At 64.5% G+C, this 17,364-nt stretch carries 16 protein-coding genes; 5 read left to right on the top strand and 11 right to left on the bottom strand.

The window, feature by feature from the left end; all coding sequences use genetic code 11:
* Window positions 1-3: 3 nt before the first annotated feature.
* The 4 genes from QW861_RS01700 to QW861_RS01715 form a co-directional block, all read right to left on the bottom strand.
* A complete protein-coding gene (locus QW861_RS01700) occupies window positions 4-930 on the bottom strand; it encodes a glyoxylate/hydroxypyruvate reductase A (protein ID WP_315751760.1) in 927 nt (308 codons plus the stop codon).
* Window positions 927-2,225, bottom strand: coding sequence for an ArgE/DapE family deacylase (locus QW861_RS01705; protein ID WP_315751741.1), 1,299 nt, complete (start codon window positions 2,223-2,225; stop codon window positions 927-929). The genes QW861_RS01700 and QW861_RS01705 overlap by 4 nt, the downstream gene beginning before the upstream one ends.
* Before the next feature lie 40 nt (window positions 2,226-2,265).
* Complete coding sequence (gene gabT / locus QW861_RS01710) at window positions 2,266-3,555, bottom strand: 4-aminobutyrate--2-oxoglutarate transaminase (protein ID WP_316192638.1); 1,290 nt, start codon at window positions 3,553-3,555, stop codon at window positions 2,266-2,268.
* A 120-nt stretch (window positions 3,556-3,675) separates the two neighbouring features.
* Window positions 3,676-4,563, bottom strand: a complete 888-nt coding sequence (locus tag QW861_RS01715; RefSeq protein ID WP_315712307.1) for a LysR substrate-binding domain-containing protein — start codon at window positions 4,561-4,563, stop codon at window positions 3,676-3,678.
* A gap of 376 nt (window positions 4,564-4,939) precedes the next feature.
* On the opposite strand from QW861_RS01715, the gene QW861_RS01720 reads away from it, so the two are divergent.
* Window positions 4,940-5,188, top strand: a complete 249-nt coding sequence (locus tag QW861_RS01720; RefSeq protein ID WP_315712308.1) for a hypothetical protein — start codon at window positions 4,940-4,942, stop codon at window positions 5,186-5,188.
* 69 nt (window positions 5,189-5,257) lie between these two features.
* Here QW861_RS01720 and QW861_RS01725 read toward each other — a convergent pair whose 3' ends face one another.
* Complete coding sequence (locus QW861_RS01725; RefSeq protein WP_315751743.1) at window positions 5,258-5,848, bottom strand: NAD(P)H-dependent oxidoreductase; 591 nt, start codon at window positions 5,846-5,848, stop codon at window positions 5,258-5,260.
* Window positions 5,849-5,977: 129 nt separating this feature from the next.
* Window positions 5,978-6,214 carry a hypothetical protein gene (locus tag QW861_RS01730; RefSeq protein ID WP_315712310.1) on the bottom strand — a complete coding sequence of 79 codons (237 nt, stop codon included), beginning with the start codon at window positions 6,212-6,214 and terminating at the stop codon, window positions 5,978-5,980.
* Window positions 6,215-6,577: 363 nt separating this feature from the next.
* On the opposite strand from QW861_RS01730, the gene QW861_RS01735 reads away from it, so the two are divergent.
* A complete protein-coding gene (locus QW861_RS01735) occupies window positions 6,578-7,036 on the top strand; it encodes a hypothetical protein (protein WP_315751744.1) in 459 nt (152 codons plus the stop codon).
* Window positions 7,037-7,511: 475 nt separating this feature from the next.
* On the opposite strand, the gene QW861_RS01740 is transcribed toward QW861_RS01735, so the two are convergent.
* From QW861_RS01740 to QW861_RS01760, 5 genes are all read right to left on the bottom strand, one after another.
* On the bottom strand, window positions 7,512-8,858 hold the full coding sequence (locus QW861_RS01740) for a hypothetical protein (protein ID WP_316192639.1): 1,347 nt from the start codon (window positions 8,856-8,858) through the stop codon (window positions 7,512-7,514).
* A 6-nt stretch (window positions 8,859-8,864) separates the two neighbouring features.
* Window positions 8,865-11,048 carry a DEAD/DEAH box helicase gene (locus QW861_RS01745; RefSeq protein ID WP_316192641.1) on the bottom strand — a complete coding sequence of 728 codons (2,184 nt, stop codon included), beginning with the start codon at window positions 11,046-11,048 and terminating at the stop codon, window positions 8,865-8,867.
* Entirely contained in the window at window positions 11,032-11,808 is a 777-nt protein-coding gene (locus QW861_RS01750; protein WP_315751746.1) for a Hachiman antiphage defense system protein HamA, read from the bottom strand. Before QW861_RS01750 ends, QW861_RS01745 begins: the two co-directional genes overlap by 17 nt.
* A gap of 1,654 nt (window positions 11,809-13,462) precedes the next feature.
* A complete protein-coding gene (locus QW861_RS01755) occupies window positions 13,463-13,720 on the bottom strand; it encodes a hypothetical protein (RefSeq protein ID WP_315712312.1) in 258 nt (85 codons plus the stop codon).
* Between the two features lie 66 nt (window positions 13,721-13,786).
* Window positions 13,787-14,830, bottom strand: a complete 1,044-nt coding sequence (locus QW861_RS01760; RefSeq protein WP_315712643.1) for a DUF2778 domain-containing protein — start codon at window positions 14,828-14,830, stop codon at window positions 13,787-13,789.
* Between the two features lie 227 nt (window positions 14,831-15,057).
* Between QW861_RS01760 and QW861_RS01765 the strand changes: the two genes are divergently transcribed.
* The 3 genes from QW861_RS01765 to QW861_RS01775 all read left to right on the top strand — a co-directional run bounded on the left by QW861_RS01765 (window position 15,058) and on the right by QW861_RS01775 (window position 17,319).
* Window positions 15,058-15,492 (top strand): DUF1810 domain-containing protein, encoded by a 435-nt coding sequence (locus tag QW861_RS01765; protein ID WP_315751747.1) that lies wholly within the window; start codon window positions 15,058-15,060, stop codon window positions 15,490-15,492.
* A 168-nt stretch (window positions 15,493-15,660) separates the two neighbouring features.
* Entirely contained in the window at window positions 15,661-15,906 is a 246-nt protein-coding gene (locus QW861_RS01770) for a hypothetical protein (RefSeq protein WP_315751748.1), read from the top strand.
* Window positions 15,907-16,323: 417 nt separating this feature from the next.
* Complete coding sequence (locus QW861_RS01775) at window positions 16,324-17,319, top strand: DUF3592 domain-containing protein (protein ID WP_315751749.1); 996 nt, start codon at window positions 16,324-16,326, stop codon at window positions 17,317-17,319.
* Window positions 17,320-17,364 lie beyond the last annotated feature (45 nt).

Raw genomic sequence — 17,364 nt, forward strand, 5'->3', positions numbered from 1 at the left:
AAATCAGTAGCCGCGGGCGCGATCGACGACGTTCCGCAACGTCTCTCCGCGCAGCAACCGCCGCGCATTCTCCGCGACCTGCTGCGCGATCACCTCCCAGGAGGCGATCGCCGCCATGTGCGGCGTCACCAGCACGCCCGGCTCGCGCCACAGCGCATGGTCCGCGGGCAACGGCTCATGCGCGAAGACATCGAGCACCGCGCCGCGCAGATGGCCGCTGCGAAGCAGCGCGACCAGATCCTCCGTCACCAGGTGCTCGCCGCGGCTGCACAGGATCAGCGCGGCGCCCTTGGGCAGCCGGCCCAGGCGCCCGGCATCGAGCAGGCCCTCGGTCGAGGCCGTCAGCGGCAGCAAGCAGATCAGGATCTCCGTCTCGCCGAGGAAGGCGTCGAGCGCATCGGCGCCGCCATAGGTCCGCACACCGGCGAGCGCCTTGGGCGAGCGCGACCACGCGCTCACCGCGAACCCCAGCTCGACGAGACGGATCGCCGCCGCAAAGCCGAGCTCGCCGAGACCGAGAATGCCGACCCGGCGGTCCTTCGCGGCGCGCTGCTCGTAACGCCGCCACACGCCGTTGCGCGCATTGCTGACGACGCGATCGAAATCGCGGTGGAAATACAGCGTCCCCCACAGCACGAACTCGGTCATGGCCGCGGAGATATCGGGATCGACGATCCGGCACAGCGGCACGTCCGGCACGGTCGGATCGGACAGGATGTTGTCGACGCCCGCTGCGATCGAATGGATCAGCTTCAGCTTCGGCATCGCCGCCAGCGCGCCGGGCTCCGGCTTCCAGCACACGGCAAGGTCGGCGTCGCGTGCCGCCGACTCCGGCCATGACGCGACGGTCACGCCCGGCAGCTCGCGCGCGAGCAGCGCCTGCATCGGATCCATCAGTCCGGGACGGCTGAGGAGCGCGACCGTGATCATGCCGGCCGCAGTCCGCACCATTGCGCGACGAACATCGCGATCGACAGCGTGGTCTTGCGCACGCTGTCGAGATCGACACGCTCGTCGAACGCGTGCGGACCGATGCCATAGGGCCCGTAGCACAGCGCCGGGATGCCATAGTCGACCTGATAGTAGCGGGTGTCGTTGACCGCCGTAGAGAGCCGCACGTCGAGCGGCTTCTCGAATACCCGTGCATGTACCTCGGCCAGCGCCGCCTCGGCGGCGCTGCCGGGCTCGCACACCGCAGGATCGGCCTGGAAGCCGCTCCACACCAGCTCGACCGGATTCTCCGACAGGAAGCTGTCTGCGGCCTGCGCCTTCGCGAGACACTGCTCGATGCCGGCCATGGCCTGCGCCGGCGTCTCGCCCGGCAGCACGCCCAGCCGGCAATCGAGGTCGCACCAGGCCGGCGTCGAGCTCGCCCAGTCGCCGCCCTTGATGATGCCGACGTTGAACTTGATCGGATCCTTGACCGCAGCGAACCAGGCGTTCGACTTGGCACGCGCGTTGATCTCTTTCGTGTGCTCCTGGAAGGCGCGGATCAGATGCATCGCCGAGAGGATCGCATTGGTGCCGGTCTCGGCATAGGCAACGTGGACCGGCGTGCCGCGGACGCGCAGCCGGAACCAGATGGCGCCGACCTGCGCGCGGGTCAGCGTGTGGCCGGTCGGCTCCGGGATCAGGCAGGCATCCGCCGTGTAGCCGCGCATCAAGGTCGAGAGCGCGCCGTTGCCGGTGCTCTCCTCCTCGGTCACGGTCTCCAGGTGAATGCGTCCGTCCGGCACGAAGCCGGCGGCCTTGATCGCGTCGAGCGCGAAGATCATCGCGGAGACGCCGGCCTTCATGTCCTGCGCGCCGCGGCCGATCATCCAGCCGTCGCGCACGATCCCCTCATAGGGTGGATCGTCCCAGAGATCGGTCGGCCCTTCCGGCACGACGTCGATGTGGCCCTGCAGGATCAGGCTGCGGCCCTTGCCCGCGCCGTCGAGCGTCGCCACCACCTGCTGCGAGCCGTCGAGCGCGATGCTGTCCATCGGCGCCGCCTTGGGATGGCGCATCAGGTCGACATCCTCGAGGCTGAAGCGGTCGACCTGATAGCCGCGGGTCGCGAACTCGCGAGCCAGCCAGTCCTGCGCCGGCGCCTCCTCGCCACGCAGGCTGCGGAACTGGACGAGTTGCTGCAGGAAGGCGACCTGCTTGGCGAAGTTGGCATCGACAGCGGCGGCGAGCCGCTCCATCACGTCATTCGGCACAGCCGCCGCAGCGTCGGTCACGTCTCAAACCTCCAGCCTTCCAGTTCACCTCGGCCACGCGTCAGGCGGCCAGGCACTTCTCCAGGATCGCGAGCCCTTCGTCCACGATCTCGTCGGACGCGGTCAGCGGCACCAGGATGCGGATGGTGCTCGCGGTGACGCCGCAGGACAACAGGATCAGTCCGTTCTCGTGCGCCACGCGGGTCACGCGCTTGGTCATTTCGGAATCCGGCTCGTCGCTGCCGCGCTGCTTCAGGATATCGAATGCAACCATCGCGCCAGGACCGCGCGGCCCGGAAACCGGAACCAGGTTGTTGGCGCGCGAGAAGCGCTCGATCGCCGCGCGCAGCCGCTCGCCGATCGCATTGGCGCGGTCGAGCAGCTTCTCCTGCTCGAACACGTCGAGCACGGCGAGCGCCGCCGCGCAGGCCAGCGGATTGCCGCCATAGGTGCCGCCGAGGCCGCCCGGCTCCGCGGCGTCCATGATTGCGGCACGTCCGATCACGCCGGACAGCGGCATGCCGCCGGCGAGACTCTTGGCGACGCAGATCAGGTCCGGCTGCACGTCGTAGTGCTCCATCGCGAACATCTTGCCGGTTCGGCCGAAGCCGGTCTGCACCTCGTCGGCGATCAGCACGATGCCATTGCTGTCGCAGATGCGGCGCAGGCCGCGCATCAGGTCCGGCGGCGCCTGGTGGAAGCCGCCCTCGCCCTGCACCGGCTCGATGATGATGGCCGCGACCTGCGAGGCGTCGATGTCGGCCTTGAAGATGAAGTTGATGTAGGACAGCGTATCCTCGACCGTCACGTTGCTGCCGGAGATCGGGAACGGCGCGTGCCAGACGCCTGGCAGCGGCGGCCCGAAATGCTTCTTGTACGGCATCACCTTGCCGGTCATCGCATTGGCGAGCGCGGTGCGGCCGTGGAACGCGCCGGTGAAGGCGATGATGCCGCTGCGCCCCGTGGCCGCGCGCGCGATCTTGATGGCGTTCTCGGTCGCCTCCGCGCCGGTCGTCAGCAGGATCGACTTGGCCGGCCCCGAAATCGGCGCCAGCGCGTTGAGCCGCTCGCTCAGCCGCACATACGGCTCGTATTGCAGCACCTGGAAGCAGGTGTGGGTGAAGCGGTCGAGCTGCGCCCGGATCGCGGCAACGACATGCGGATGGCAGTGGCCGGTGTTGAGCACCGCGATGCCGCCGGCAAAGTCGACATAGCGCTTGCCCTCGACGTCCCACACCTCGCTGTTGAGGGCGCGGTCAGCAAACAACGGCGTCGCATAGCTCACGCCCCGGACGACGGCCTCGTGTCGTCGCGCCAGCAGGTCTTCGTTCGCAGCCGAATTCGCAACCATGGCTCAACTCCTCGTGGGAAAATCGAGCCGCAGGCTACGCCGAGAGCCGTCGCGATCAATCAGCTTGTTCCCGACGACAGGTGCCTGCAATGCACCGGACCCAGCGGGACGAGCGCGCAGCTACGCGGCGAGCACATTCTTCAGCCAAGCCCGCAGCGCGACGATCGCGGGCTCGTCCCAGCGCTCCCGCAGCGCGACGAGCTGATAGGCTCCCATGTGGAGTGCCGAGGGGATCACCTCGACCAGCGCACCGCTGCGCAGATCATCGGCGACCAACACCTCGTTGGCGAGCGCGACGCCCTGGCCGAAGCGGGCGGCTTCGATGGCGAGATGCGCGTGCCACAGCCGCTGACCGCGCAACGTGACCGGCTCCCGATACCCCGCCAGCTCGAACCATTGCTCCCATTGCGCGGTGGATTCCTCGTGGATCAGCGAGGCCCTGGCGAGGCCCGGGAGTGTCGCGATCGCCGGAAACCTTGCCAGATAGGCCGGGCTTGCGACCGGGAATACGCGTGGGCGCACCAGCTCCTCAGCGACCAGGCCGCCGCTCCGGTCGACCGCTTCGGCATAGACGATCTCCGCATCCGCTTCGCCGCGCTGCAAATCGGGGTGCGCCAGCGTCGGCTGCAGATTGATGTCCCAGTTGCGCGGCGGGCCGCTCAGCTCGGGCAGCCGCGCCAGCAGGCGGCGATTGGCGAGGCCCGGAATGCACCAGATGTTCAGGGTCGGACGCGCCACGGGCCGCACCGAGATTGTCGCGCGGGCGATGATGTCGAAGGCCTGGCTGACCTCGGCATGAAACTGACGTCCGGCCTCGGTCAGCGCGAGGCCCCGCCCCTCCGCCCGCACCAGCGCCACGCCCAGACTGCGCTGCAGATTTTGCAGATGGCGCGAGACCACGGTGTGGCTGACCGCGAGCTCGTCGCCGGCGGCGCGCACGCTGCCCTTGCGGCCGACGGCCTCGAAGGCACGCAGCGCGATCAGGGAGGGCAATCGGGGTCTCGTCATGCTCGCACAGTTCTCAGCCTGCGCGATCTCCCTCCCGCCCTGAAGCGGAACCGCCGCGATCCGTGATCGCGCGGCTGATGTCGGAGCGCCGGCTGCCATGGCGGCGTCCGTTGTCCGCACAAGGCGTTCCGGGCGGAGCGCCGCATCGCGGTCACGAGGGCGCTTGCGCGCGTCACGCCGCTCTTAGCGTCAGCATTGGCGCAACGCCAGCCCAGAGAAAGCCACGCGCGCGGCCGGGACCTCCGCGGACGTCTTAACGAGGCAGGCCACGTCGCAAACGATCCTTAAGCCTCCCGCCACAGCAGGCGCCATTTGCCTAAAAGTTTCCACAATTCGACTTTGAATCGGGAGTGCTTCGAGCAGGAGAACCCCCAAGATGCGGATCAGCCAAATGATCTACGTCGGTTCGCTGGCAGCCCTCGTCGCGACGGCCGCCCCCGCACTGGCGAAAAGCTCCCAGACGCCCAAGCCGGATGATCAGACCACGTCGTCCCTGCCGTGCCGCGCCTACCAGCAGGCCCCCGACGGAACCTGGATGGAGCGGCCATGTCAGGGCCAGGGCGCAAGCGCCCCGGCGCGTCAGCGCGCGGTCACCAACGGGACCGGCAGCGCCGAACAACGTTAGCGGACCTGGTTCGCGGACTTGGCGTAAGAGCCGGAGCGCTTGCGCTCCGGCCTGCACTGATGCCCGCGCTCAGTAAGGTGGCGCCCGGCGCGCCCGCTGCTCCCTGCCCGCTTCGACCCACCACAAGAGATCGTCGGCAAAACGCGGAAACGCGCGTTCCAGCGATTGGCCGGAATCGCCGGTCGGCCTGCCGTCGGCGGACAGCGCCTGACCGATCGGGCCGACGGCAAGCGTGCTCGACACCACCACCATGCCCATCTCCGACAACGTGCCGTGCCACGCAGTAGCGGCCCGCGCCCCGGAGAGCCGGCCGGCGGAATAGCTCGCGATCGCCGCCGGACGCCAGAACCATTCCTCGAGAAAGTGGTCGGTGAGGTTCTTCAGTCCCGGCTGCATGCCCCAGTTATATTCGCCGGTGACGAACACGAAGCCGTCGGCGGCACGGATCTTGGCCGCAAGCTCGGCCATGGCCGCTGGCGCCTGGCCGGGCGGATATTCCTTGTACATGCGGTCGAGCATCGGCAGGCCGACCGCCCTGGCGTCGATCAGTTCGACGTCCTGGTCCTTGGCGCGCAACCCGTCCACGACGAATTGCGCGAGCCGGATGCCCATCCGGTCGGAGCGATAGGAGCCGTAGAGGACGAGGATGCGGAAGCTCATGGCGCGTCAACTCCTGGCGCGGACGATCCGCGCCAGACTACCACGCCGTCATGTCATGGAGGTCATTATGGTCACGCCGCAGATCGATGGACCGGCGGCGCGTGGTTGCAGAAACGAGGCGAGGCAGGCTCAGCGCGTCACCGTGGCCGACGCGGAGCGCTCGGATGGCCGGCCGAACACGCTGCGGCAGCCGTCGCTGAGGCTGGCGCGCTGCTTCATCATGCAGGCAATGATGCGGTCGCGATCGGGAATCTCCGACGAGCACAACCGGAACACGTCGCCCGTGCACAGCCGCCGCTGGTCGTCCTCCGTGAAGGCATGGCCTGCGCGCGGGCTGGCGACCATCGCCAGCGCAAGCCCTGCCATTGCCACATTCCAATTCCGCATCCTGAACAGATGAGTTCGCATCGCCGTCCCCAATTCGCCCGCTGTTTGTCCGGTTCACCCGCTGCTTTCACTGATGTCGCGAAGCAGTTGCCGCCGCAGAATCAAATGATGACACGTCGCGGCGCGCCTTCAACAAGCGCTCTCGTTCCTGCACCACAATTTTGCGGCCTGTTGCATCTTCGACTCCTTTTGCGCTGCCGGAACCCGTGAGACGCCGCCAAATTGTCATTAGGCGAACGCAATCCGGCCCAGCCGCGCTCACACTCTCACGGCGTAGTGGCGGCGTCCTGATGGTGCTTCGGACCATCAGGTGTCCCGAGTTCAGGTGTGGGAGTCAGGTTCATGGCGTACACGATGGTGGCTGAGCGGGAGCAGCAGACAATCCGCAAGCAGCGCGAAAGCGCCCTCATCGTTCTCGCCAACGCACAGGTGATGGAGGCGGAAGGCTGGCAGGTCGTCATCACCGACGAGGACGGCAACAGCATGCCGCTCGCCGAGTTCGAAGCTGGCATCTCGCAGAAATTTTCGTCCTGGTACAAGGCCAAGCAGCGGCCGGTGGTGCCCACCACCATTCCCGCCCCCAACCTGTTCTCGACGCCGGCCAATGACGATGCCGGGCCGGAGGCCGTCGTGGCCGCCGAACTCGCCGCCGAGCAGGTCGAGACGGCCGAGGTCCAGGAGGCTCCTGTCCAGGAGATCGCCGAGGACGATTTCGAAACGGCCGAGACCGCCAACGCTCCGACGGCCGAGAAGGCCGAGCGCGAGGAGATCGCGCTCGACGCCGCCGAGATGGCCGACTGACGCTGCGGCCGCGCCGCAGCATCAGCGAGAGTCACTCGCCGCCTTCGTAGAACAGCTCCAGCGGCAGCCCGGCCTGGGCCTCGCCGATCCATTCCCGTGCAATGATGTTGGACGGCCCAGCGCGTGCATCGCGGCATGCACGCGAAGACCATCCCCGGTCGTTTCGCGTGGCGCGGATCGAGCGTGCTTCGGCCTGTCGTCGCTTCCTCGCGCGATCAGCGTGCGCCGGGCAACCAACACACATGTTCGCAGCGCGGCTCTCGGTCGATAGGCGATCGACGGGTCCTTCTTCATCAGAAGCGCTGCATCATACCGCTTCGCTACAAAAGTGTTTTGGCAGACAGAGAATGCTTCCCGTCGGGGCATTCAGACGAGCCCAGCATGTTGGGATTGCTAGGCTGGTCGAGGCAGGAGCGCACCGAGTGCGCCTGCTGATTCGCGGGGATACGGTCGGGTATGGACATGGCGCGAGGCGCTACGTCAGTTGACCGGGGACCAGATCGGCCGGCCCGACATACGCCATGTCGATTTGCGCGCGATCGGCGTTGACGCTGGCAACCAGCAAACCCTTCCGTCCGGGATGGAGCGGATTTGCTAGCGTACCTAAGAGCTCATGATCCGGCGACAGAATCTGGCATCCGCCCCCGTTTTGCGCGGTTACGATCCGGACTGGCGATCCGGCTGCTGGGACACGAATGGGACTCATCCATTGAGCGTGATCCGAATACGTCCAGGATTTCCATTCCGACCGATCCCGCGGCTCATAGCCCGATTGAAACGCAATCCATGCTTCATGGCTCGCTTCCGTCGGCCAGTCGGCGGCCTGCGAGTGCTGCGCAACATCGTCGGACAAAAGCCACGTCCGAAGACCACCCGCGTTCTCGAATGTGGCCCCGGTATCGGCCACGGCCTTGATCGCGGCAAGGCGCGAAGTGAACCCGGCTTGCATTAAGATGGCGGCGCTTCGGTTGAGCGTGCCCGTCTCAAGAGCTGCGACGGCGACGCCAAGCTCATAATCGTCGAGGCTTGTGCCATCGGCAAATGTATCGCCCGATGACAATCCTCGAACACGAACCGCTTCCATCGCCCAAGGTAGGCGATAGATCAGCGCCTCCTCAACGAACCGCAAGACGTCGCTATCCTTCTCCGCCAGATCGGCGATCGTTTCACCGAGCAACCAAGCTCGCAACACGTCGCGCCACGCGACCGGCTGTGTCTCCGGCGCGAATGGAGAAATAACGAAGAGGAGTTCCGCCAGGGCTGTGAAAGCCGCAATTGCGTTTTCCGTTTCTCCAAGGAGCACGGCCCCATTTACATTAGCCAGAAGCTGATTAGCTTGAGGCGCGACCTGATCCAGCCGCTTTCCGGTCTCATAGCCGACGCCCGCGAGAAAATAGGAACGTCTCTGCGTGCTATTGGAGCGCGACCAGAGATATTTCGCGCGGCCAACAAGAGCTATCCGGTAGGCGACTTGCCGTGCCTCGTCCCGCCGCGCAAGACGTCGCTCCCAAAGCGAGGATGCGAGAACTTCGTCGAGTTTGGTCTCGACCGCATCATCCGGAATGTCGCTGTCGCCGACAAGACTTAGGATCGCGGTATCCAGCGATGTCAGATAGCGTTCCCAGTCGCGTCGTTCGACGTCTTGTTGCTGAGCTGTCTCGCCGGCGACGGCGGGGAATGACCAGGGCTCGGCATTATTCATCACATATTCGACGAGTTGGTCCATAGGAACGCGTAGGCTCTTTTGCATACGCTGAAGGAGCGTCACAACAAGACGCACAAGTCCGCTTTCCATTTCGCGGCCGCTATCGCCTGCCTTCAACCCATTTCACTGCGCGGCGCGCAAGCTATGCGGCTCAAAGAACGGCAGCAGGACAAGGCCGTCGACATCGACGAAAGCACGTCCCGCGCGACCGATGACGTTTCGAAATTCCGACTGTTCGATCAAATTTTTGTTGCGAATGATGCCATGCATCACGACCGTGGTGGCCGACAAGTTTAGCCCTTGGGCCAAGGTTGGCGATGAAACCGTCACCTTCAGCACACCATCCCGCAGAAGTTTCTCTACCTCTTTCCGAAATGGCGTGGGGAGCGCGCCGTGGTGGATCGCAACGCCGAGATTGAGGCACTTCAGGATGTCGTGGTTCGCCCCCAGCCACTCGGCGCCGATGGCAAGAGCAACGGCAATCTTGTCAGCGTTGCCTCCAATCAAGGATGTGATTAGCCCGTATTTATGGAGGCCGACGATGGCGGTCGCATAAGGTTCGACGGAACGCCGCTCCGGACAATAGATCAGGACTGTCTGCCCATCGCCAGCAAGCTGCCACGTCGTTGCCAGCACCAGCTCGCGGTGGTCGGAAGGAAAGGGCTTCTGGCGTCGCCCGGCCGTCGGCATCCGAACGGGGAAGAAGTGCTCGATAAAGGGGTTTTCGTTTGCGACGTGAATATCCAGCCGCGCGTGGTTTTCGAGCGGATCGTCGTTCCGTCGCCATATCACTTCGCCGAATCGCAATCTAGTCGGACGCCACGCGCTCTTGATCAGGCTGTTTTGGCCATCGCTGCTCAGCCAGGCGACGAAATCCACAAGTTGATCGTTGTCCGGGAGAATAGCCGAGAGGCAAACGATGCGGCGCTCGCGCGCATCGGCGCGCTTCAACAATCGCTGAATCTGGACTTCATAGCGAACCTCCCGTTCCCCAAGTCCGATCATGTGCCCCTCGTCCAGGATGACAAGACCGACATCGTCCAAAAGGGATGGGTCGTTGCGAAGCGCGAAATCGAGCTTTTCGGGGGTGCCGACCACGATGTGCCGGGTGCCGAGCGCATTCGTCTCGAAGTCGCTCGTTCCGATGCTCCCATACAGCGTCGAGATGGTCTTCCCAAGCGGTCCGAATGTTCGGTGAAGGGATGTTTCTGTCTGCGCCGATAAGGCGCGGAGCGGCGTGATGAACACCACCCGCTTTCCCGCGGCAAGGCAACGGAGGATACACAGCTCTGCAATCCGTGTCTTGCCGGCGCTCGTTGGCAGTGACACAATGAGCGCTTGATCTTCGAGTATCGCTCTTGCGGCGGCGTCGAGCTGACTTGGCCAAAGATCGACCTCGGCCCTGGAGCGCCGATGGAGAACTGACACGAACCGCTTCCTGAGATCCGCCCACGCTTCGGAGTCGGACTCGTTAGGGCGGAGTGGAAGGCGCGCATGAAAGCTGGAGGACCAGAAGTCATCGAGCAAGTTTATTGTGAGCCGGTGGGCCCACCATTGCGGCAGGAGATTTACTTCTGCGCATACCGAGAGTCCGATGCCCAGCCGTTCGCGCGCCTGCGCGACGAACTGCGAATCGCCCCGCTCAAGGGCAAAAAGGAAAAGCCCCATGCCTGCGAGAAAATTATCGATGACGGCGGTGGCCAGCGCATCCGCAACATAGGATCCGTCTTCAGGCACCGCCCCCGCTGCAGGCGGCGCTTCATTGAAGCTTGCCTGGAGACGTTCAACGATGTTGGAGTCCGTCCCGGGGCCACCCACGCGCCACGCAACAATGTCCTGTTCGAGGGCGGACAGATCGCGAAGGATGAGGTTGCATAGGCTTCGCTCGATCGGAGAAAACGATGCGTCGCGCTGTCCATGCGTCAATATCGAGAACGCTCGCGCCGAAAAGCGGGCAAGGTGATAGGCCGAGGCGGCGACGACATAATGAAAGCTGTTAGCGGCGTCTTGGCGCGGTCCTCTTAGAAGCATGGACTCCAATGCCATCGCCGAATGTTCAAACGCCTGGCGCGCGATTGTCTCGTCGCCGCCTGCTTCGCGCAATCGAAGCCCCATGCCAAGCAGCGCATACGCGTACGACATCAGATCGTAAGATAGGGAAGCCGCGAAACCCGGCGAACCTGGCGGGAGAGCACCTTCGCGCCAAATCATCGACCGCGCTTCACCCCTGTCCAGCAGGCGACCGCGGAAGCCGGCGCCAACAGCCTGGCGAATGCTGTTCTGCAATTCGTCAATCGTCGTCGCCATTGGCGATCACCGCATCATAGACGTCTTGAATGAATTGGCCGTGGTTCGCGACCTGCAAGCCAACGCTGTATTGTTCAATGGTCCCAGCGTATTTTTGAAGTTCGTTTCGCAAAAGATTAGTGGGGTCGTTCCCCGAAAGCACGAAAAGCATGTGGCAGATTTGGTCAGCCACGATTCCGTCCCTCAGTTGCGCATCGTCGATGATGTCGGAAAGCTCGGTTTCGCCAAGCTCGCGCAGCCTGTCCGCGACAAAGGACAGAGCGTGAGGCGAGGGCAAGCCGCCATCGGCGTTGAGGGATGTTCTTGCTTCAGCAATGACACTGGATTGTAGCGCGGCGCGGCTCTTGGACTCCGCCTTCAAGAACAGGATTGGGCTCTGGTCATCGTCCGGTAGATGGACGGCGAGAATATCGTCTCCACGCATGGCCATTTCGCGATGGTCTTTCCATCGCAGCCGCTTGATAGGCACGGTGAAGACCAATCTTTCTGAAATATATTCTGTGGCGAGTATCTCTCCCAGATCGCCTGATCGGATCCGGCTGCCTTCGGGAAGTTTTTGCTCAATGAATTGGGCCGCTGCACTCTTTCCGAGTCGCCGCAGCAGCTCGGCCATACGCTCTTCCGAAGCATAGTGCGAGGGAACGCAAAGTGCGGTCGCATCGCACCCGACCTCCAGATCGGCTGCCCGGGCTGCCAGTGTAATCAGGCTATGATCGCCGACGCCTTCCTCTGCAACGTCGCACCAGTCTGAGAAGGGCACGATCCCTCCGCCTCATTCTTGTGTTCAATTCTGGATAAGAGGACGGTGCCTACCGCAACCGTTCTGCAAAGACGCTCTTTTTAAGGCGCAACGCAAGGGTGTAACTGCTGGTTTGAGGAGTAGGGTCGGGAAATCCACCGAAAACGTCAGCTATTCCGCAGTGCAGCGCGACTGATAGACTGTTGGTCAGCACAATCTGGTTCGATCGTTGAAAGACTTAGCCGCCTGATTCCGTGTCAGGTCGACAAGCAGTGGGTTTGTTAATCGGTTGGTCAATCTGTCGGGCCGTCTCATCTCGGCCAATAGGTAGACGGCATACGCAACTAACCGGCCCCCTTCGGTACTCCGGCCGCAATCAGTCGTCGGGGTCGTATGCAGCGCGGTTGCTAGACACGCCGCTCGGGTCGGCCGGGTTAGCGGCCACCTGGGCAACGGCAGAACACTTGGCCTGAGCTGTGCGTCTCCATCACGACCGCGAGCTTCTGCGCGTCACCAGGCTTCATCGAACTCGCCTTTCGGACACCATCCGACTGGATCTGCGATCCACCGGTTGACGTCGTTTCGGGCGAATCGAGGCGCATATCCAACTCACGGCGTCGCGCCCAGGGGCTAAATCGACAGCAACGGCGATGCGCGTGAGAACGATTTTCTTCAGGCCCATCAAGCTGATTTGGCCTGTCCAGTCCCGCCGCCAAAAATATTCTGCTTTTCCTAAATCTAATTCAGTGCTTTTGTCGCGCCATCTCCCGCTCGCAGGAGGGGCGGTTCGCGGTCGTCACGGACGTGGAGCGGGAGGAGCGGTGGACGCGATGGCAGCGCAGCGCATCTTTGCGCCGACGAACGCTGACGTCGCGTACGGTCAAGTCGCGTGGTCCTGGCATCCCGACGCTGATGCCCCCACGGTAGCGCGCCCAAAGCGCGTTGTCGTGCACGGTGACCAGAACGCCCGGCGCACCGGGGAGCGCGCGAAGCAGCCGTTAAGATCATCGCGCGGGGAATGCCGGTTGCCCGGCTGAACCTGTGGTGACTGCCGCCTGCTTTTTTTCTGCAGGCGGGCCATGGGTTGCGGCCAGCATCCCGGCATTCCCCGCGCCCTCTGCTGTGCGGAGGGCAAGACGGATGGATCACTCGGGCGCATCAGCGCGGCGAGAACGCGAGGGCGTGCGTGAATGAGACTTCGCAGGACGGTGCTTCAAATCGCTCGGTGTCATTCCGGGGCGCGCGGAGCGCGAGCCTGGAATCCATACGCCGCAGCAGAACTGATGGAGCACGCTGGAGCGACACACCTGGCCGACACGCCCGCTCGTGGTTATGGATGCCGGGCTCGCGCATGCGCGCGCCCCGGCATGACGATGTTGAGAGACCGTGGCGCCACCCACCGCCGTCATGCCCCGCCCCCGGGTCTCGCCTTCGGCGAGCCCGAGGACAGGCTCCGGCGGGACATCCACTACGCCGCGGCCTCTCGATCAATCACGACTGCGGCGGCGTACTGGGTCGCCCGGTCCCGTCTTCGCCCGATGGGCTTCGACGCGGCAACGAGCGCCAGGGCGCGCCGCAGCTTTAGCGGAGGCGGCAAGCCGGGCGATGACACCGAATGTAAAGCAGGCATCAACACGAGCCAGAGGCCGCGGGTGCCCTGGGGGATGATCCAGTCTCACAACAGCTTCGCGCTCACGAACAGCGTTCGCACGGCGTTGGTGGCCTGCACTGTCATGATGGCGTTGTCGGCCGCGGCCTGCAGGGCGGCCATGGCCTGGTCGTGCAGCGACTTGAACTCCATCCACTCGACGGCGTTGAGGCTGGTGAGGAACTGATGGGCCTGCCCGACCGTCGAAATCACGACCGGCTTGCCGTTCACCTTGATGTTGAAGGTAGTACGCAGACGCGTTTCCGAGTTTGCGGGATCAATCATGGGGACCTTCCGGAAGATGCGACGGGCGTCACCGCCGAGGTCGCGCCGAGGCCCAGCAACAAAACGTCACTCGGTCTTTTGCGCGGTCCGCGTCGGGGTGCCAGCCTCGAGCCCGACGACGACAACGAGTCGGTTGAACTCGCCGTCATCATACGCCTTCAGGAAGCGATCGTAATTCTTGATCGAGACGCAGCCGTTCGAATCACCCTCCGGACCCAGCATATAGGGGTGGGTCAGCAATCCGCTCCGGCCGAGCGTCGATCCTTCCACCACGTTCATGCGCAGGGCGCGAACGCCGTGAAACGGTTTTTCGCGCGGCTTCAGGTCATAGGTGGCGGGCGGGGTCGCGCCAACCATGCGCTGATTGACGTGCTCGGGGTCGTCGCGCAGGCTGCCCATGCCGGAATGGGCCTCGAGCCCGATGCCGGACGGCAGATACACCATCTTGGCCTTGATGTCGTACACGGCGGTCTTGTCATAGCCGAGCGCACCGAGATCGATTCCGGATCGGACGATGCCGCTATCCGGACCGAGCGAGGCGAACTTGGTCGGGCTCGGCAACAGGTCGGACAGCTTCTGCAGGATGGAGCGATCGTCGACGCGTCCGACCGCTTCAGGCGCACTGGCCGAAACCAGGCTGGTCGGCAGGTTGGCGACGGACGGGCGCGGGCGCGGCAGCGGCACGCCCGGTGCAGGCATCGTGACGGTATTGCCCTCCGTCAACATCGGCCGCCAATCGCTGTTGCTGGGGTCGCGAGCGCCCGGATCACGCGCTTCCATGCCCTTCACCAGCGCGGCCCGGGCATCGAGCAATTGGCGGTCGATCGCGCCGCGAAGGGCGAAACGGTCGAGCGCGCGAACCGCGTCTTTTTCCGAATAGGCCGTGGCCGAGGCGGAGGCCGGCGCGAAACGTGTTTCGAAGGTCATGGACGGCGCGGCGGCGGCCGGAATCGCCGCGCTCGCAAGCGACGTCTCATCGCTGTTGGCTCCGACCCATGCGGCCGCGCCCGCTGCGACCGCAAGTGCTGCAAGCACGAGTGCGATCGCTTCGGAGCGCCCGAAGCGGCCTTGCGACAACAGAACGTCTACGCTTGCTTCACTGGAAGCCATCACGTCCCCGATATACCCCCCTTTTCGGACCACCCGGGAAAGGTGACCGACCCCAAGGGGTACGATTCGACCCGTCATGACATAGGATGGCAAGAGTGCGGCATAATCTAGACAAACGCCAGTCCGGAGTGATCCGGCGTGAACCGACGCCCAAGCCTCGCACGGGCTGCGCCGCGACCGTCCCAGAAAGCCGATTATATCGATGAATCAGCCGGTTGGAGGAATGTATGAACGCCGAATGGGATGATCTCGGCCGATTTGCCGACGCACAGGATTCGATTTATTCGCGCGTGACCGCCGAACTTGCGGCCGGTGCCAAGCAAAGCCACTGGATGTGGTTCATCTTTCCCCAGGTCGAGGGGCTCGGCAGGTCCGCCATGGCGCAGCGCTACGCGATCCGCTCCCGCGCCGAGGCCGAGGCCTATCTGGCGCATCCCCTGCTCGGCCCGCGACTCGTCGAATGCACCCGACTGGTGCTCGCGGTGCAGGGCAAGTCGCTGCGCGACATTCTGGGTGTTCCGGACGATGCCAAATTCCGCTCCTGCATGACGCTGTTCGATTCGATCAGCCCGAACGGGATCTTCGCGCAGGCGCTCGATCGCTATTGCGACGGTGCGCGCGACCCGGCGACGCTCGCGTTTCTGCAGCACAGCACCGCATGAGCACACGGTTACCGCAGATGCGCATCTCGGCCTCATAGGGCTGACACGGTAATGAACCAACTCTGCCCCGCGGCCGGATTTCGGGTGCCGAGCCCGAACAGGAAACTTGATCGCGCCAAGATTTGCGGGTCCCATCCGCCGCGTTGTTTGTCCCAAGGAGACACACTCATGAAGAAGTTTTTCCTGATTGCCGCGCTCGCGACCTTCGCCGCCGGATCTGCCTTCGCCCAAGACACCTGTGAGACCAAGGCCGTGGGCAAGGACGGCAAGGCGCTCGCCGGCGCCGCCAAGACCTCGTTCATGAAGAAGTGCATGGCCGAGACCTGCGAAACCAAGGCGGTCGGCTCCGACGGCAAGAAGCTCGCCGGCGCGGCCAAGACCAGCTTCATGAAGAAGTGCGAGGCCGGCGGCTGACGCGCTGGCGGCTGACGACACTGGCGCCCCGCCATGATGCTTGGCGGGGCAAGGCCATGCCGGCGGGCTCCATCAGTGCGAAGCGTATCGGCAAGCGACGACGCGGGCGGCGAGCGCCTCGATGTCGAACGGCTTGGTCAGCAGGGCGCAGCACGCCGCCATAGCGCTCGACCCAGCCCTCGGCCGGCACCATCTCGCGGACTTTCTGCCCGATCACGTTCGGATGCCCGCATGCAGGGCGTAGGCCGGATTGGCTTCAACGTGGGCGTAATCGCTCAGCGGGCCCTGCGGACCGTCGAAGAACTCGATGGGCGAGATGGTGGAGAGCTGAGGAGGACCGGCACACTGTTGAACCGAGGGGAACCCGCAGGACACCACTGCATGTCGCCCGCCCTGGCGGGCCCATGCGAGATCAACATGCTCACCGCATCCGCCCTGCTCTGGACCCGTGTCGCCGCCGGCATCTTCGGCTTTCTCGCCCTCAATTCCGGCTACGGACTCTGGCTTCAGCGCAAGAAGACCAGCGGCGGCCGCGCCTGGCCGGTCGTCGAGGGGGAGATCGTGGCCTCGGCGGTGTCTGTCGCGACGACGCATCGGTCGGCAGATGACACCGATGCCAAGCCTGACATCCGCTACCGCTACGAGGTGTCGGGCAAGAGCTACGAAGGTCGCCGCATCCGTTTCGGCAGCCCGAGCCGCGTCACGCGCCTGCAAGCCGACGAGCTCACCGGCAAATATCCGCAAGGCGCGAAGGTCCGCGTTTTTTACGATCCGAAACGCCCCTCGCAATCGGTGCTCGAGCCTACCAATGCCAGCGGGACGGCGGCGCTTGTGGCGCTGTTCGTCGTGCTGTCGGCCGTGACCGCCGTTTTGGTGGCGCATTCGCTCGCCGGCAAGGTGCTCACGACCGAGGCTGGCGTGCCGCTGTTCGCCTTCCTGATGCCGTTCGCCCTGTTCGGCTTCGGAGCCGTCGCACTCGCCTCCTACTGGAAGCTGCGGCAGGAGCGCCTGGCGAGCCGCTCCTGGCCGACTGCGCCGGGACGCATCACGCGCTCCGGCGTGACGATGGAGATCACACGACGTGAGGACGATCGCGGACGAGAAACGGAAGAGGAGCGCTTCCGGGTCACGATCGAATACAGCTACACGGTGGATGGTCGCTCTTTCCACAGCACGCATTGGAATTGGGGCTGGACCGCGCTGCATTCCGACAGGTCGAGCGCTGAAGCCGTCGCCGCCAAATACCCGGTCAACACCGACGTCACCGTCTACTACGATCCGCTACAACCCGAGACGGCCGTGCTCGATCCCACAAACAAGAGCGGCGTCGCGGCGCCGCTCTGGGCCGGCATCTTCCTGATCGCGATCGGCGCGCTGTTCCTGTTCGTCTTCACCCACGTCCAGATGAGCTAGCCGGGGATGATGCGAACAAAGCGCAAGCAGAGCACGAACGACGAG

The organism is Bradyrhizobium sp. SZCCHNRI1029 (assembly GCF_032487555.1).
Classification (GTDB): Bacteria; Pseudomonadota; Alphaproteobacteria; order Rhizobiales; family Xanthobacteraceae; genus Bradyrhizobium.

Bases quoted from the DNA above. Each gene is read 5' to 3' on its own strand.
- QW861_RS01700 (WP_315751760.1), bottom strand. From the start codon at position 930: ATGATCACGGTCGCGCTCCTCAGCCGTCCCGGACTGATGGATCCGATG.
- gabT (WP_316192638.1), bottom strand. From the start codon at position 3,555: ATGGTTGCGAATTCGGCTGCGAACGAAGACCTGCTGGCGCGACGACAC.
- QW861_RS01715 (WP_315712307.1), bottom strand. From the start codon at position 4,563: ATGACGAGACCCCGATTGCCCTCCCTGATCGCGCTGCGTGCCTTCGAG.
- QW861_RS01720 (WP_315712308.1), top strand. From the start codon at position 4,940: ATGCGGATCAGCCAAATGATCTACGTCGGTTCGCTGGCAGCCCTCGTC.
- QW861_RS01725 (WP_315751743.1), bottom strand. From the start codon at position 5,848: ATGAGCTTCCGCATCCTCGTCCTCTACGGCTCCTATCGCTCCGACCGG.
- QW861_RS01730 (WP_315712310.1), bottom strand. From the start codon at position 6,214: ATGGCAGGGCTTGCGCTGGCGATGGTCGCCAGCCCGCGCGCAGGCCAT.
- QW861_RS01735 (WP_315751744.1), top strand. From the start codon at position 6,578: ATGGCGTACACGATGGTGGCTGAGCGGGAGCAGCAGACAATCCGCAAG.
- QW861_RS01745 (WP_316192641.1), bottom strand. From the start codon at position 11,048: ATGGCGACGACGATTGACGAATTGCAGAACAGCATTCGCCAGGCTGTT.
- QW861_RS01755 (WP_315712312.1), bottom strand. From the start codon at position 13,720: ATGATTGATCCCGCAAACTCGGAAACGCGTCTGCGTACTACCTTCAAC.
- QW861_RS01760 (WP_315712643.1), bottom strand. From the start codon at position 14,830: ATGGCTTCCAGTGAAGCAAGCGTAGACGTTCTGTTGTCGCAAGGCCGC.
- QW861_RS01765 (WP_315751747.1), top strand. From the start codon at position 15,058: ATGAACGCCGAATGGGATGATCTCGGCCGATTTGCCGACGCACAGGAT.
- QW861_RS01770 (WP_315751748.1), top strand. From the start codon at position 15,661: ATGAAGAAGTTTTTCCTGATTGCCGCGCTCGCGACCTTCGCCGCCGGA.
- QW861_RS01775 (WP_315751749.1), top strand. From the start codon at position 16,324: ATGCTCACCGCATCCGCCCTGCTCTGGACCCGTGTCGCCGCCGGCATC.